General features: G+C 60.5%; 13 protein-coding genes and 1 riboswitch. Of the genes, 3 read left to right on the forward strand and 10 right to left on the reverse strand.

What is annotated here, in order from left to right:
* Positions 1-123: 123 nt before the first annotated feature.
* The 3 genes from B9Z52_RS08630 to B9Z52_RS08640 are packed head-to-tail and all read right to left on the reverse strand — an operon-like array spanning position 124 to position 2,790.
* Positions 124-1,650, reverse strand: coding sequence for an ammonium transporter (locus B9Z52_RS08630; protein ID WP_108413449.1), 1,527 nt, complete (start codon positions 1,648-1,650; stop codon positions 124-126).
* Positions 1,651-1,673: 23 nt separating this feature from the next.
* Positions 1,674-2,012 carry a P-II family nitrogen regulator gene (glnK, locus tag B9Z52_RS08635; protein WP_108285680.1) on the reverse strand — a complete coding sequence of 113 codons (339 nt, stop codon included), beginning with the start codon at positions 2,010-2,012 and terminating at the stop codon, positions 1,674-1,676.
* A 28-nt stretch (positions 2,013-2,040) separates the two neighbouring features.
* A complete protein-coding gene (locus tag B9Z52_RS08640; protein WP_108413450.1) occupies positions 2,041-2,790 on the reverse strand; it encodes a TorF family putative porin in 750 nt (249 codons plus the stop codon).
* Between the two features lie 197 nt (positions 2,791-2,987).
* Between B9Z52_RS08640 and B9Z52_RS08645 the strand changes: the two genes are divergently transcribed.
* The 3 genes from B9Z52_RS08645 to B9Z52_RS08655 all read left to right on the forward strand — a co-directional run bounded on the left by B9Z52_RS08645 (position 2,988) and on the right by B9Z52_RS08655 (position 6,341).
* Positions 2,988-4,520, forward strand: coding sequence for a YifB family Mg chelatase-like AAA ATPase (locus tag B9Z52_RS08645; RefSeq protein WP_108413451.1), 1,533 nt, complete (start codon positions 2,988-2,990; stop codon positions 4,518-4,520).
* A gap of 46 nt (positions 4,521-4,566) precedes the next feature.
* Complete coding sequence (locus tag B9Z52_RS08650; RefSeq protein WP_108413452.1) at positions 4,567-5,781, forward strand: MFS transporter; 1,215 nt, start codon at positions 4,567-4,569, stop codon at positions 5,779-5,781.
* A gap of 200 nt (positions 5,782-5,981) precedes the next feature.
* Positions 5,982-6,341: a thioredoxin family protein gene (locus B9Z52_RS08655; RefSeq protein ID WP_108413453.1), complete on the forward strand. Its 360-nt coding sequence runs from the start codon at positions 5,982-5,984 to the stop codon at positions 6,339-6,341.
* 162 nt (positions 6,342-6,503) lie between these two features.
* Here the strand turns inward: B9Z52_RS08655 and B9Z52_RS08660 are convergent, their stop codons facing one another.
* The 7 genes from B9Z52_RS08660 to B9Z52_RS08690 form a co-directional block, all read right to left on the reverse strand.
* Positions 6,504-7,574 carry a DUF6352 family protein gene (locus B9Z52_RS08660; protein WP_108413454.1) on the reverse strand — a complete coding sequence of 357 codons (1,071 nt, stop codon included), beginning with the start codon at positions 7,572-7,574 and terminating at the stop codon, positions 6,504-6,506.
* A 6-nt stretch (positions 7,575-7,580) separates the two neighbouring features.
* Positions 7,581-10,292 (reverse strand): methionine synthase, encoded by a 2,712-nt coding sequence (gene metH, locus B9Z52_RS08665; RefSeq protein WP_108413455.1) that lies wholly within the window; start codon positions 10,290-10,292, stop codon positions 7,581-7,583.
* 55 nt (positions 10,293-10,347) lie between these two features.
* Positions 10,348-10,446, reverse strand: a riboswitch (S-adenosyl-L-homocysteine riboswitch).
* A 43-nt stretch (positions 10,447-10,489) separates the two neighbouring features.
* Positions 10,490-11,242, reverse strand: coding sequence for a glycosyl hydrolase (locus B9Z52_RS08670; RefSeq protein ID WP_108413456.1), 753 nt, complete (start codon positions 11,240-11,242; stop codon positions 10,490-10,492).
* Positions 11,243-11,337: 95 nt separating this feature from the next.
* Positions 11,338-11,781, reverse strand: a complete 444-nt coding sequence (gene cynS / locus B9Z52_RS08675; protein WP_108413457.1) for a cyanase — start codon at positions 11,779-11,781, stop codon at positions 11,338-11,340.
* Between the two features lie 45 nt (positions 11,782-11,826).
* Positions 11,827-12,702: an ABC transporter ATP-binding protein gene (locus tag B9Z52_RS08680; RefSeq protein ID WP_108413458.1), complete on the reverse strand. Its 876-nt coding sequence runs from the start codon at positions 12,700-12,702 to the stop codon at positions 11,827-11,829.
* Positions 12,692-13,558, reverse strand: a complete 867-nt coding sequence (gene ntrB / locus B9Z52_RS08685; RefSeq protein ID WP_108413586.1) for a nitrate ABC transporter permease — start codon at positions 13,556-13,558, stop codon at positions 12,692-12,694. Before ntrB ends, B9Z52_RS08680 begins: the two co-directional genes overlap by 11 nt.
* A 6-nt stretch (positions 13,559-13,564) precedes the next feature.
* Complete coding sequence (locus B9Z52_RS08690) at positions 13,565-14,971, reverse strand: CmpA/NrtA family ABC transporter substrate-binding protein (RefSeq protein ID WP_108413587.1); 1,407 nt, start codon at positions 14,969-14,971, stop codon at positions 13,565-13,567.
* Between the last annotated feature and the right edge of the window lie 284 nt (positions 14,972-15,255).

The following is a 15,255-nucleotide window of genomic DNA, read 5'->3' on the forward strand; positions in this document are numbered from 1 at the left end:
GGCCTTCTGTCTCGCCCATGTCGGCATGTGCGGACCTTGTGCACCCATGAAAAAAGCCCGCAGGGCGCAAGCGCTGCGGGCTTTGGGGCGGTGACGGGTGTCACCGCTTGAGAGGCCTCGGGATCAACCGTGGTAAGCGGACTCACCGTGCGAGGAGATGTCCAGACCTTCGCGCTCTTCTTCTTCCGAGACACGCAGACCGATGGTCAAGTCAACGATCTTGTAAGCAGCGACCGACACCACACCAGACCAGACAATGGTCACGAGCACGGCCTTGGCCTGGATCCACACTTGTGCAGCGATGGAGTAGGCATCCGCAGTCACCATGCTCACCGTGACCCAGTCGCCCACGGCGCTGGGGCCGCCCAAGGCTGGCGAGTTGAACACGCCAGTCAGCAAGGCACCCAGGATACCGCCAACGCCATGCACACCGAACACGTCCAGCGAGTCGTCAGCGCCCAGCAGTTTCTTCAGGCCGTTGACACCCCACAGGCAGGCGAAACCAGCGATGAAACCGATGATCACGCCACCACCGATACCGACGTTGCCGGCTGCGGGTGTGATGGCCACCAAGCCAGCCACGGCACCAGAAGCGGCGCCCAGCATAGAAGCTTTGCCACGCATCAGGGCTTCACCCAGGCACCAAGCGATCACGGCAGCTGCAGTGGCCAGCATGGTGTTGATGAAGGCCAAGGCAGCGAAACCGTTGGCTTCCAGCGCAGAGCCTGCGTTGAAACCGAACCAGCCCACCCACAGCAATGCGGCACCGACCATGGTCAATGTCAGGCTGTGAGGCGCCATGGCTTCACGGCCGTAACCCACGCGTTTGCCGATCATGAAGGCACCGACCAAGCCAGCCACAGCGGCGTTGATGTGCACCACGGTACCGCCGGCGAAGTCCAGCGCGCCCCACTGCCACAGCAAGCCAGCTTTGGAAGTCATTTCGTCCACAACTTCTTTGGAAGCGTAAGCGTCAGGACCCATCCAGAACCAGACCATGTGAGCGATCGGCAGGTAGCTGAAGGTGAACCACAGCACCATGAAAGCCAGCACAGCGGTGAACTTCACACGCTCGGCAAAGGCACCCACGATCAAGGCGCAAGTGATGCCTGCAAACGTGGCCTGGAAGGCAGCGAACACGACTTCAGGAATGTAGACGCCCTTCGAGAAGGTGGCGGCATTCGCGAAAGTGCCTGCGGCGTTGTCCCAGATGCCCTTCATGAACAGGCGATCAAACCCGCCGATGTAGGCATTGCCTTCGGTGAACGCCAGGCTGTAGCCATAGATGAACCACAGCACCAAGATCAGCGAGAAGGTGACCATGACTTGCATGAGGACGGACAACATGTTCTTGCTGCGGACCAGGCCGCCGTAGAACAAAGCCAGGCCAGGCACAGCCATCATCAATACCAGCAAAGTGGACAACATCATCCAGCCGGTGTCGCCCTTGTTGGGCACAGGTGCGGGTGCGGCTTCTGCAGGTGCGGCGGCCTCAGCGGCAGCAGCCGGTGCGGGTGCGGCCGCTTTGGCATCTGCTGCGGGTGCAGTGACTGCCGCAGGTGCGGTCTGGGCCATGGCCACAGAGCCAGCGCCCAACAAGCCAAAGCCAAGGGACAAGCCCAGGGCCAACGAAGCGAGTAGCTTTTTCATTTTTCGACTCTCTTTCTGGTCTATCAAAGGGCTTCGCCGCCGGTTTCACCGGTGCGGATGCGAACCACTTGTTCGAGGTCGTACACGAAGATCTTGCCGTCGCCGATCTTGCCGGTGCGGGCACCGGACTCGATGGCTTCGATCACGCGCTCAACCAGCTCGTCGGACACCGCCGCTTCGATCTTGACTTTGGGCAAGAAGTCGACAACGTATTCCGCGCCGCGGTACAGCTCGGTGTGGCCTTTTTGACGACCGAAGCCTTTGACTTCGGTCACGGTGATGCCCTGCACGCCGATGCCCGAAAGTGCTTCACGCACTTCGTCCAGCTTGAAGGGTTTGATGATGGCGGTCACCAGTTTCATGATGGCTCCTTTGAAATATTGAAGGGAATCAGAAGCTGTACTTCAGACCCAGGACGACGCCGGTTTTGCTCAGGATCTTGTCGCTGTTGTAGACGGTGTAAGCAGAAGTGTTGGTGCCCACGATCGCGCCGGAAACAGCCACGCCATTGCCCAAGTCCTTGGCCAAAGTCAATGAGGCATCGTTGTAGCTCAGGCCAGGGGAGTTCTTGATCGACTGGCGGCCCACGTGCGGCACCAAGCTCAAACCATCGCCCAGGTCCAAATTGGCGCTCAGGTCGAGGTAATAGCTGTTCTTGCTGTTGACGTTGCCGAACAAATCGGACACAGCATGCGAGTACTTGGCCGTGAACAAACCATAGGTCACAGCGCCATAGACTTCATTGGTGTTGGCGTTCACGCCGCCGGCTGTGGCTTTGTCGTAGTTGTTGCCTGCGTACTGGTAACGCAGGAAGCCCAAGTCATAGGCGAAGTCGCCAACTGCGAATTTGTAGCCACCGTACAAGTCGAGTTCGGTCGAGCCGGAAGTCACGCCTTGTGTGTCCTTGATCCACTTGATGGTGGAGCCCCAAGCGCCGACATAGAAACCGCTCTTGTCGGCATAGTCCACGCCGCCTTGCAGTGCGGGGTCCAGACGCGTCTGCGAAATACCGCGGTAACGGTAATCGCTCACCACACCGGCGTTGTAAGACAAGGTGCTTTCAGGTTCTGCAGCGTGTGCCACCGAAGCCAAAGAGCTAACAGCCAGTGCAATCAGGGAAGGAACGAGGATCTTTTTCATATTGGACTCCGTTGAAAAGTTGTTGAGGACATCTACACCAAGCACAGACCGTGCCAACACCTGGTGCGCTTGAAACTGGGGCATTCACCAGTGCGCCGCCCCTCTGTGCGTGGTTCAATCCCATTCCAACAAGATGTGCACGCCACGACAGCGTGCACGCACACAAACCATGCACCAACATGGGGCAGGGAGGGGATATGAGTCTTTCTTTGGTGCACAGCCGTGCATTGGTCGGCCTGCAAGCGCCCGCAGTCACCGTCGAGGTGCATCTGGCCAATGGCCTGCCCAGTTTCACTTTGGTGGGTCTGGCCGATGTCGAAGTTAAAGAGGCCCGCGAACGCGTGCGTTCGGCCTTGCAAAACAGTGGGCTGGAGTTCCCGCACAACAAACGCATCACCGTCAACTTGGCCCCGGCCGACCTGCCCAAGGACTCGGGAAGGCTGGATTTACCTATCGCGCTGGGCATCCTGGCGGCCAGCGGGCAGATCGATGCCCACAAACTGGCTGGCCACGAATTCGCAGGCGAGCTGTCTTTGTCGGGCGAGCTCAGGCCCATCCGTGGGGCGCTGGCCATGAGCCTGGCGCTGCGCCAGCAGCAAGTGCGCACCCGCTTGGTGCTGCCCCCGGGCAGCGCCGAAGAAGCCGCCTTGGTGCCCGATGCCGAGGTCTTTCGCGCCCAGCACCTGCTCGATGTGGTTCAGCAGTTCCTGCCGCCCTCTGCCGAACCCCCACCCGAGCCCGGCGAGGGCTGGACGCGCCTGAGCGCACAGGCGCCGTCCGAGGCACCGCAGTATGCCGACCTGGCCGATGTGAAAGGCCAGGCGGGTGTCAAACGCGTGCTGGAGATCGCAGCAGCTGGCGGTCATTCGCTGCTCATGGTCGGCCCGCCCGGCTCGGGCAAGTCGATGCTGGCGCAACGTTTTGCGGGTTTGTTGCCGCCCATGTCGGTCGAAGACGCACTGGAGGCCGCGGCTTTGGCCAGCCTGGCTGGGCGTTTTGATTTGGCGCGCTGGGCCCAAAGGCCCACCGGCCAGCCCCACCACTCGGCCAGTGCGGTGGCGCTGGTGGGCGGCGGCTCGCCACCCCGGCCAGGCGAGATTTCACTGGCGCACCACGGCGTGCTGTTTCTGGACGAATTGCCTGAATTCCCCCGTGCCGCACTCGAAGCCCTGCGCGAACCGCTGGAAACCGGCACCATCACCATCGCACGGGCTGCGCGGCGGGCCGAGTTCCCGGCGCGCTTTCAGCTGATCGCGGCCATGAACCCCTGCCCCTGCGGTTATCTGGGCAGCCTCACCCGCAGCTGCCGCTGCTCACCCGACCAGGTCAGCCGCTACCAAGGCAAGCTCAGCGGCCCGCTGCTGGACCGGATTGACCTGCACATCGAAGTGCCCAGCCTGCCTGCACAAGACCTGCTGAACGCCCCGCCCGGCGAAAGCACCGAAGCGATCGCGGCCCGCGCCCTGGCCGCTCGCCAACGCGCCTTGACCCGACAAAGCTGCGCCAACGCGGCCCTGCAAGGACAGGCCATCGACGCGCACGCCAGCCTGAGCGACCGGGCCACCGCCTTGCTGCAAAAAGCCGCCACCCAACTGGGCTGGAGCGGCCGCAGCACCCACCGCAGTCTGAAAGTGGCCCGCACCATTGCCGACCTAGCGGGCAGCGACACGGTAGAAGCCGCGCATGTGGCCGAAGCGGTGCAATACCGGCGCGTGCTCAAGGAGCAATGAACACAGGTGACCCTTTCGGAGCCAGAAGGCTCACCATAATGCGAGCATGCTTTTTGTTCGCCGCCCTGCCCCTCGGGCTTTAGGGCCCTTCAGTTTCTGGCTGTCCTTGCCCCAACTCATCACCTGGGGCAGCGTGTTCTACACCTTCTCTTTGCTCATGACCCCGCTCGAAGCCGAGCTGGGCATGAGCCGCGCGCAATCGTCGCTGGCCTTCAGCCTGGCCTTGCTGGCCGAAGGCCTGATGGCCTATGCGGTGGGCCGCTGGATCGACGCGGGGCACGAGCGCCTGGTCATGACACTCGGTTCGATCTGGGTAGGCTTGGGCCTGATGGCCCACAGTTGGGTCACATCGGTCACTGCGTTTTATGCCGTCTGGGTATGGCTGGGCTTGGGCTTGGCGGCCACGCTTTACTCGCCTGCATTTGCCGTGGTTACCCGGCGCTTTGCGCAAGACTTTCGCCGCGCCATCATCACCCTCACATTTCTGGGGGGGCTGGCCAGTACCGTTTTCATCCCGCTGTCCAGCTGGTGGATCGCACTGTGGGGTTGGCGTTACGCGCTGTGGGCTTTGGCGGCTTTGCAGTTGTTGGTGTGTGCGCCGCTGCATGCTTGGCTGCTGCAGGATGCAGCGCCCCAGACGCACCGGGGTGACGATCAGCCACCAGCGAAATCACCGGTGCGCGAGCATTTGCGACACGCTCCTTTTTGGCTGTTGGCGGTATTTTCATTGTTCATGATGGCCGTCACTTCAGCGTTGCCAGCACACATGATCGCTTTGCTGCAAGAGGCACAGCTGCCACCAGCCTGGGTGATCGCCATACCGGCCGCCATTGGCGTGATCCAAGTGGTGGGCCGCCTCTTGCTCTTTGTTTTTGAGCGCCATTGGGATGTGCACACCGCCAACCGCTGGATCCCCACCTTGATCCCACTGGGCCTTCTGGTCCTGTTGACGGGGGGCCTGAACCCTTTGGCTGCCTCGGTGTTTGTTGTGCTTTACGGTCTGGGTAATGGCATGAACACCATCGTCAAAGGCACAGCCATGGCGCAATACGTCAGCCGCCAGCATGTGGGCCAGCTCAATGGTTTGATGGGTGTGCCCATCGCTCTGGCCCGCGCCCTTGCCCCGTTGACCGTGGGGCTGCTGTGGTCACCCGCCAAAGGCTATGGTCTGGCTTTAGGCTGGCTGCTGCTGGCCAGCATCATGGGGACCGCTGCCTTGTGGATGGCTCAGCATCTGGCGCTGCGAACCGCTCGGTCTTGATGCGTATCTGCGCACACGCGGGGTGCCGCCAGGTGAACTTTTGGTACTGCCCCATCCCATCGGCAGTGGCACACTGCTGGATGCACGCGCACGTGGCGCTACACGCGACCGGTTATGCGCAAATCGTCATCATTGGACAAGTCAGTGCACAAAGCACCACCGCTGGGTCCGTGATTTTGAAACTGTGACAAACTCTCTTCATGACTTCTTTCCCTACCTCTGGTCCTTTGCACATTGCCTGCCTGTGCGCACAGTGGTGCGTCATTTGCCGCAGCTATGAATCCTTGTTCCAGCAAATGGCCACAGAAGAGCCTGTGCATGCTTGGCACTGGATCGACATTGAGGACCACGAAGACGCTTTGCCTGGCATCGATATCGAAACCTTTCCGACAATCGTGATCCTCAACCATGAGGGCGAATTTTGCTTTGCCGGCACCGTCGAACCTCGGCCTGACATGTTGAAACGCCTGGTCCAATCTGCCCACACCGGCCACCTGCAACTGTCCGCCCGCGATGCTGCGCCTTGGACGCCTGTCAAAGCGTTATTGGGACTGGGCTGATCACGCAGGTCCGGTCTTCTCTGGGAGAGGTCCTGCACTTGGCCGTCACCCACCTTGACCACGTTGCAATACTGAGCCTTGGGGTGGGCGATTTAGAAACCGCTCACGCTGGGCGCAGGCGTCAAGGCCAAGCTCTGTAACAGAGCCCATGAGTTTCATGGTTCAGGCCGCACGGGCCAGTGGCAAATTCAGCAACAAATTTTGCGGTTTGAGTTTGAGCAAGCCCTGCTCGTTCATCGCCAAGCCCAGATAAACCGGCTTGCCCTGCACATCGGCGCGCATGTCTTGCGGGTTGTCAAAGCGCAGCTTGAAGAGGCTGATGAGTTGTTGTTGGCGCTGAGCTGTCAGCTCAGTGCCTTGGTACAAATCATTGAGCAAAGCGGTGGCCGTGACGTCCAGACCCACATGCCAGCGCCAAGCGGGGTCGTCCACTTTTTGCACCGGCTCGATCTGCACCGCCACACCCAGAAAATGCTGTACCCAGCGGGCGAGCACCGCCGACAAGGCCTTGAGCCCTGAGCGTGAGTTGACCATTTTCAGGATCAGCCCGTGCGGTAATTCGTTCTGGATTTCGTGCGTCATGTCGAGCAAAAAGGCGTAGCGCCCCAAGCCCTCGCGCTGCGACAGGTAACGGTCTTCGTTGTCCTGGTGCAGCACCTTCACATCGACCGCCTTGAGCGGCGCGCCGCCTTCCATCAACAAGCGGCCCATCTCACCCAAGCCACCGGTGGCTTGCAAGGTGTCGAGGGTGTCGCTGTCGCCTGACAGCACGCGCCCCTCTTGCACGGTGATGCGTTGGCGTCTGAACAGCAGCTCTGCGGCACGCCAGACCCAGGCATCGTCCACGCCGGTCAACACATTGCACACGATGGCCTGCACCACCAGATCGATGAACAAGGGCGGCAGCTGGATGTTGCCGCTCTGAATCCAGCCCATGTAGGCCGCTTCCAGAGAACCCGCGCTTTCCACATCATCGCGAAAACGCAGAAACAGTTTGTAGTTTTCGCGGACATCGTCGTCCTTGAAATGTTTGTAGTCGGCTAGCGTGACCTGCTTGTTGGGTGACTCGGCCAGGGCGGCATGCAAGCGCTTTTCGGCCTTGCACGATTCGGGCACCAGCGCCATTTCGGGGCGCTGCAGCCACAGCCGCCAATAGTCTGGGCTGGCTACCAGCCAACCCCGCTCGTTGCGCGTCAGGTGTTGGTGGCCACAAGCCGTCCAGAAGTTGCGCATGGTGTTTTATAAGTTGGGGGCCAGCAAACGCTGCAGGTCTTTGACTTGCACGCCGCTGCGCTGCGCGAGGTCTTGCACCTGGTCGTCACCGACTTTGCCCACGTTGAAATACTGCGCTTCGGGGTGCGCGATGTAAAAACCGCTCACGCTGGCCGCAGGCGTCATGGCCAGACTCTCAGTCAGGCCCATGCCGATGTCTTGGCATTGCAGCAAGTCAAACATGGCTTGTTTGGCGCTGTGGTCAGGGCAGGCCGGGTAGCCGGGCGCGGGACGGATGCCTTGGTATTTTTCGGCAATGAGTTCTTCATTGCTCAGCGCCTCGGTTGCGGCATAGCCCCACAGGTCGGTGCGCACTTTTTTGTGCAGGCACTCGGCCAGCGCTTCGGCCAGGCGGTCGGCCAGTGACTTGAGCATGATGGCGCTGTAGTCGTCGTGCGCGGCTTCAAAAGCGGCGGCGCGTTTGTCGGCGCCAATGCCTGCGGTGACGGCGAAGACGCCGACATGGTCTGGCGCTGTGCCTTGCGGCGCCACGAAGTCGGCGAGGCAACGGCTGGGGCGCATCACGCCTTCAATACGCTGCTTCTCGGTCTGCTGACGCAAGCCGCGCCAGGTCATGGCGACTTGGGTGCGGGACTCGTCGGTGTACAGCGCGATGTCGTCGTCATTCACGCTGTTGGCGGGGTACAGGCCCAGCACCGCGTTGGCCGTGACCCAGCGCCCGTCGATGATTTTTTGCAGCATGGCTTGGCCGTCGGCATAGACCTTGCGGGCCTGCTCGCCCACGATCTCATCGTCGAGGATCGCGGGAAAAGGCCCGGCCAAGTCCCAAGTCTGGAAGAAGGGACCCCAGTCGATGTATTGCGCGATCTCGGCCAGGTCGTAGTTTTTGAAAACACGGCGGCCGATGAACTTGGGCGCGGCAGGCACGCCCTGTGACCAATCGATCGGTGTCTTGTTGGCGCGGGCCTGCGCCAGCGTCCACATGGGGGTTTGTTTTTTGTTGGCGTGCTGCTCGCGCACCTTGTCGTAGTCGCTGTTCAGATCGTCGATGAATTTGGCCGCTTGTTCGGACAACAGACCTTGCGCCACACCCACGCTGCGCGACGCATCGGGCACATAGACGACTGGGCCTGAGTAGTTGGGTGCGATCTTGACAGCGGTGTGCACGCGGCTGCAGGTGGCGCCACCAATCAGCAGCGGCATTTGGCGTTCGCGGAAGTACGGATCTTTTTCCATCTCGGCCGCCACGTACTGCATCTCTTCGAGGCTGGGCGTGATCAGGCCCGACAGGCCAATGATGTCGGCGTTTTCTTCTTTGGCCTTGGCCAAGATTTCGTGGCAGGGCACCATCACGCCCATGTTGACCACCTCAAAGTTGTTGCACTGCAAGACCACCGTGACGATGTTTTTGCCGATGTCGTGCACATCGCCCTTGACGGTGGCGATCACGATCTTGCCTTTGGCTTTCACGTCTTCGCCTGCGGCTTCTTGCGCCAGCTTTTCGGCCTCGATGTAGGGCAGCAAATGCGCCACGGCCTGCTTCATGACGCGGGCGCTCTTGACCACTTGCGGCAAGAACATCTTGCCCTGGCCGAACAGGTCACCGACCACGTTCATGCCGTCCATGAGCGGGCCTTCGATCACATGCAGCGGGCGACCGCCTTTGGCCAGAATCTCTTGGTAGGCCTCTTCGGTGTCGTCGCTGATGAAATCGGTGATGCCGTGCACCAGCGAATGGCTCAGGCGCTGCGCCACGTTCACGGGCGCATCGGGCGTGCCGCGCCAGGCCAGCTTGGTGCTCTCGTCTTTGGCCGCGCCCTTGGCACTGTCGGCCACTTCGACCAAGCGCTCGCCCGCATCAGGGCGGCGGTTCAGCACCACGTCTTCGACACGCTCGCGCAGCGTGGGCTCCAGGTCGTCGTACACGCCGACCATGCCCGCGTTGACGATGCCCATGTCCATGCCCGCCTGGATCGCGTGGTACAGGAACACGGTGTGGATGGCTTCGCGCACCGGGTCGTTGCCCCGGAAACTGAAGGACACGTTGGACACACCGCCCGACACCTTGGCACCCGGCAGGTTCTGCTTGATCCAGCGCGTGGCTTCGATGAAGTCCACCGCGTAGTTGTTGTGCTCTTCGATGCCGGTGGCAATCGCAAAAATGTTCGGGTCAAAAATGATGTCTTCGGGCGGGAAGTCCACCTCGTCGACCAACACGCGGTAAGCGCGTTCGCAAATTTCGATCTTGCGTTCGTAAGTGTCGGCTTGGCCTTTTTCATCAAACGCCATCACCACAGCAGCTGCGCCATAGCGCTTGACCAGCTTGGCCTGGCGCTTGAATTCGTCCAAGCCCTCTTTCATGCTGATCGAGTTGACGATGCCCTTGCCCTGGATGCAGCGCAGACCGGCTTCGATCACGGTCCATTTGCTCGAATCCACCATCACCGGCACGCGGGCGATGTCGGGCTCACCGGCCATCAAATTCAAAAACCGCACCATGGCCGCCTGGCTGTCGAGCATGGCTTCGTCCATGTTCACGTCGATCACCTGCGCACCGTTTTCGACCTGCTGACGCGCCACGGCCAAGGCCTGCTCGTACTCGCCGTTCAGGATCATGCGGGCAAAGGCTTTGGAGCCGGTCACATTGGTGCGCTCACCCACGTTGACGAACAGCGAGCCGGTGCCGATGGAGACAGGCTCCAGACCGGACAACTTCATGGGGGGAACAGAAACGATTTCAGACGCGACAACAGACACAGGCTCACCTTGGGATAACAGGTGAGCGTCGTTGTGCAAAACAATCAGGAATTGAAGGCCCCAAGCCTGACCTGCTGCGCCTGAAAGGCGGCGGGCTGCAACGCTCCTTGGGAAAGAAAGATTTTAACCGCTGACCCGACAGCGCCTTTCAGGCCTAGTCAGCGCGCCTGCGCATAAGCCAGTCCGGTGTCTGTGAGCTGCCCCTGCTCGTCAAACAGGGCCGATGTGCCGCGCTTGGCGTCGTGCCAGGCAAAGCGTTCTACGCAGGGGCTGGCGTTCATCCAGGCCACGGTCTCGCGGATGAACTGGTTCACTTGCGCTTGGCTGTATTTGTCAGGTGAAGCTTTGCCTTGCGCTGCTGTTTGCGGAGCGTATTCGGTCACCCACACCGGTTTTTGATAGGCCTCGCACAGTGCCTGCACATCGCGGATGAACTTGGCAGCATCCGCGCCTTTGTACCAGTGCAAGGTCATGAAATCGACCTTGGGCTGCCCCTGCATGAAAGCGGGCAACCAGTCGCCCCTGACGGGGTTGCCCGCCATGGCGGGTGAGCCCACGCGCGGGGCTTTGCCGACCACTTGCGGCCACAAGCGCAAAGCCTCGGGGACCGTCATGTTGGACTGCTTGGCGTTGTCGGGTTCGTTGAAGCCCAGCACGACAGGGCCATGGATGTTCGCCTTGATCGAGCGGACCGAGAACACCATGGGCACAAACTGCGCGCTGCTGTGAACCGCGCTTTGGGGGCCCCAACTGTAGTACCAGGCCACTTGCAAGTTTTGCAACTGCTGCGCCCCCAGACCCACAGACTCGGCCAGGCCCACGCCTTTCTTGTCCAGGCCCTGCGCCAGTGTGTTCGTGGCACCCCACGCGCCCAACACACTCCATAAAACCAGCTTGAAAAATTGAACCATTTTGAACCCCTCCCATCAGCGCATTGTGGCCTAACGGGGGAGTTCTAACGATACACACGCCCCTTGCACAAAGCCAGGGGCGCAGCCGAAACAGCTCAATACTGTTTGTAAGGCAAGAACTTGCCCGAAAGCACCACGTTCACGCGGTCGCCCTTGGGGTCGGGCTGGCGCACGATGTCCATGCTGAAGTCGATGGCGCTCATGATGCCGTCGCCGAACTCTTCGTGGATCAGCTCTTTGATGGTGGTGCCGTAGACGCTCACGATTTCGTACCAGCGGTAGATCAGCGGGTCGGTGGGCACCTGGCTGGGCAAGGAGCCTTTGTAGGGCACCACTTGCAGCCATTTGATCTCGTCGGCGGTGAGGCCAAAGATCTTGCCGATGACCTTGGCTTGCTTGGCGTCAAAGGTCATTTGGCCCAGGCACCCGGCAGTGACCCATTCTTTGGACAAGCCGACTTTCTCGGCGACGTCGCTCCACTTGATGCCTTTGGCCACTTTGGTGGAGATGATTTTTTCGGTGACTTCTAAACGGTTCATGAAAGACCTCTTGAGGGGGTTGATGAAAATTCGGGTTGAAACAATTCAATGGGCTTTGGCGCGTGACACCAAAAAGTCGACGATGTGGTTGCGCATGTCGTAGTAGCCCGGCAGGTGGTGCAGCTGGGCGCGGGTGCGTTCGCGTGGCAGCGGGTTGACCACCACTTCGGCCAGGCCACCGGGCACATAGCTGCCGCCCGATTCGTTGCCGTTGCTCATGAGCAAGATGCGGTCGGACAGCAAAATCGCTTCGTCCACGTCGTGCGTGATCATGAAGACCGTCTGCTGCGTCTGGCGCACGATGGTCATCAGCTCGTCCTGAATCGTGCCGCGCGTGAGGGCATCGAGCGCGCCAAAAGGCTCGTCAAGCAGCAGCATCTTGGGCTGGATGGCAAAGGCCCGGGCAATGCCCACGCGCTGCTTCATGCCGCCCGACAGCTGGCTGGGTTTTTTGTCGATGGCGTGCAACAAACCCACCATGCCGACGTGCTTTTCCACATGCACATTGACCTGCGGCGTCTTCCATTCTGGCCACTTGGACTTGACGGCAAACGCGATGTTTTGCCGCACCGTGAGCCAGGGCATGAGCGCATGGCTTTGGAACACCACACCGCGTTCCAGGCTGGGGCCTGCGATCTCGCGGCCGTCCATGAAAGCATGGCCTTCAGTGGCCGTGTCCAAGCCTGCGAGAACGTTCAGGATGGTGGTCTTGCCGCAGCCCGAGTGGCCGATGATGCAGACGAACTCGCCCTTGTCGATGTTGAAGGACACGTCCGAAAACACCGGCTTGTCGCTTTGGTAGGCCTTGCCCAGTTTTTCAATTTTGAGGAAAGCGTTCATGGCTTTGGCCTTGGGTTGGGGTGCAAACATGTCGGTGGGCAAAGGTGCGATCAACTCGCGGTCGCTGGTGTCACTCCACATAAGTCACCGCCTTTTGCACCTGGGCAAACGCCAAGTCCAGCAACATGCCGACCACGCCGATCACCAGCACCGCAAAGATCACATTCACCAGCGACAGGTTGTTCCACTCGTTCCACACAAAGTAGCCCACGCCTGTGCCGCCCACCAGCATCTCGGCGGCCACGATCACCAGCCAGGCAATGCCCATGCTGATGCGCATGCCGGTGACGATGGTGGGCGCTGCGGCCGGCAAGATGACCAAGAAGGCTTTGCGCAGAGGCTGCACTTCCAGCGTGCTGGCCACGTTGAGCCAGTCACGTTTGACCGCCGCCACACCAAAGGCGGTGTTGATCAACATGGGCCAGACCGAGCAGATGAAGATCACAAAGATGCCGCTGACATCCGAGTCTTTCAGCGTGTACAGCGCCAAGGGCATCCAGGCCAGCGGGCTGATGGGCTTGAGCACCTGGATGAAGGGGTCAAACGCCTTGCGCATGAGGGGCGACATGCCGATCATGAAACCCACAGGCAAGGCCACCAGCACGGCCAAGAAAAAGCCCAGACCCACTCGGCCCAGCGAATGCGCCAGCTGAATGCCAATGCCCTTGTCGTTGGGGCCTTTGTCATAAAACGGATCGGCCAAATGGCCCACGATGGCTTTGCCCACCTCCAGCGGTGGCGGAAAACCTGTGCTTTTGACGGCACCGGGGTCCTTGCCCATCATCTTCTGGTACTCGATCTCATCGGCCGTCATGCCCGCCTTGGCAGCGCCTGCCACCGACGGCGCGGTGGCCGACAGCTGCCACGCCCCCAGAAAGACCAAGAACATGAGCAGCGAGACCATGGCCGCTCGCAAATTGAGGTGTGTGGTTTTCATGGCCAATCAACCCATCTTGCTGATGGCAAAGCTCTTGAGGTATTCCTCGGGCTTGGCGGCATCAAAGGTTTTGCCCATGATGGTGTGCTTGGCATAGGCCGAACCCGGCGTGAAGGGCTGACCCAGGTCTTTCATGTGCTTGCGCGCATCGGTGATCAAGAACACTTTTTCGGCGATCTGTTTGTAGTTCACCTCGCCTTTGATGTAGCCCCAACGTTTCATTTGCGTGAGCATCCACACCGCCATGCTCTGCCAAGGCATGGGGTCAAAGTCGGCGCGGTCAGGCACGTTCATGACCTTGCCCAGGCCGTCGGCAAACTTGCCCGTCAGCACTTGATTGAGCACGGCTTCGGGCTGGTTCAGGTACTGCGCAGGCGAGATCACCTTGGCGATCAACTCGCGGTTGCCCGGCTGACGCGCCATGGCGGCGGCCGTGAGCACAGCGCGGTACAGCGCGGCAAAGGTGTTGGGGTTCTTCTGGATGAACTCGGTGCTGGTGCCAAAGGCACAGCAAGGGTGGCCGTTCCACAAATCCTTGGTCAACACATGGATGAAACCGACTTCGTCGAACACCGCACGCTGGTTGAACGGATCGGGGCCCAGGAAGCCGTCGATGTTGCCCGCACGCAAGTTGGCCACCATCTCGGCGGGCGGGATCACGCGGATCTGCACATCGGTGTCGGGGTTCAGGCCACTTTCGGCCAGGTAATAGCGCAGCAAAAAGTTGTGCATCGAATAGTCAAAAGGCACGCCGAACTTGAAACCCTTCCAGTTTTTGGGGTCGCGGTTGTCCTTGTGCTTCATGGCCAACGTGATGGCCTGACCATTGACGTTTTGCACTGTGGCCACATTCATGGGCGTGGCATTGGCCCCCAGCCCCATGCTGATGGCCAAGGGCATGGGCGAGAGGAAATGCGAAGCGTCGTATTCCTTGTTGATCATCTTGTCGCGCACCAAGGCCCAGCCTGCGGTTTTGGTGACTTCGACTTCCAAGCCTTGCTTGCTGTAAAAGCCCAAGGGATGCGCCATGATGAGCGGGGTGGCGCAGGTGATTGGAATGAAGCCGATCTTGAGCTTGGTTTTTTCCAGTGGGCCTTTTTCTTGGGCCATGGCTTGCAAGCTGGCCATGGGCAACACGCTGGCGATGGCGGCCATGGCGGTCTTTTTGCCCACAGCGCGCAAGAACATGCGGCGCTCTTCATCGTGCGGGAACAGCGACTTGACCAAGGTGGCCTCGATGAACTCCTGGCTGTAGGCTTCGAACTCGGCGGTTTCCGAACGGGCACGCAACTGAGCGGCGGCTGCATCGGCGGCCACTTCGGCGTGGTGGTCGGCGGGCGAATGGTCACGGCCGCAGCTGCATTTGAGCATCAGGGGACGGTCGGCGTTGTACGGGTCAAAGAATTCAGACATGGCGGCCTCGCTTTGTTGAAGATGCACATGTCCATGCAAGCTGTGGGCCAGAAATCCTTGAATGCGTGCCATCTGTGGGGCACGGCTTCATTTCGTGAGGGGCTTGTCGATGCCTTGTAGGGCTGGCCCTACAAATGCGATGTTTATGCTCTGTAGGATTTGCATCTCTCAGAAAAGCAGCCTCTGCCAACGATCAAGGGATGGCATTTTGTAGGAGCCCACCCCTGTGGGCGATGGGCGTGGCACACGCCCTCACCTTTGCCCTGCAAACCATCGCCCACGGG

It is taken from the genome of Limnohabitans sp. Jir72 (assembly GCF_003063575.1).
In the GTDB taxonomy this organism is placed as follows: Bacteria; Pseudomonadota; Gammaproteobacteria; order Burkholderiales; family Burkholderiaceae_C; genus Limnohabitans_A.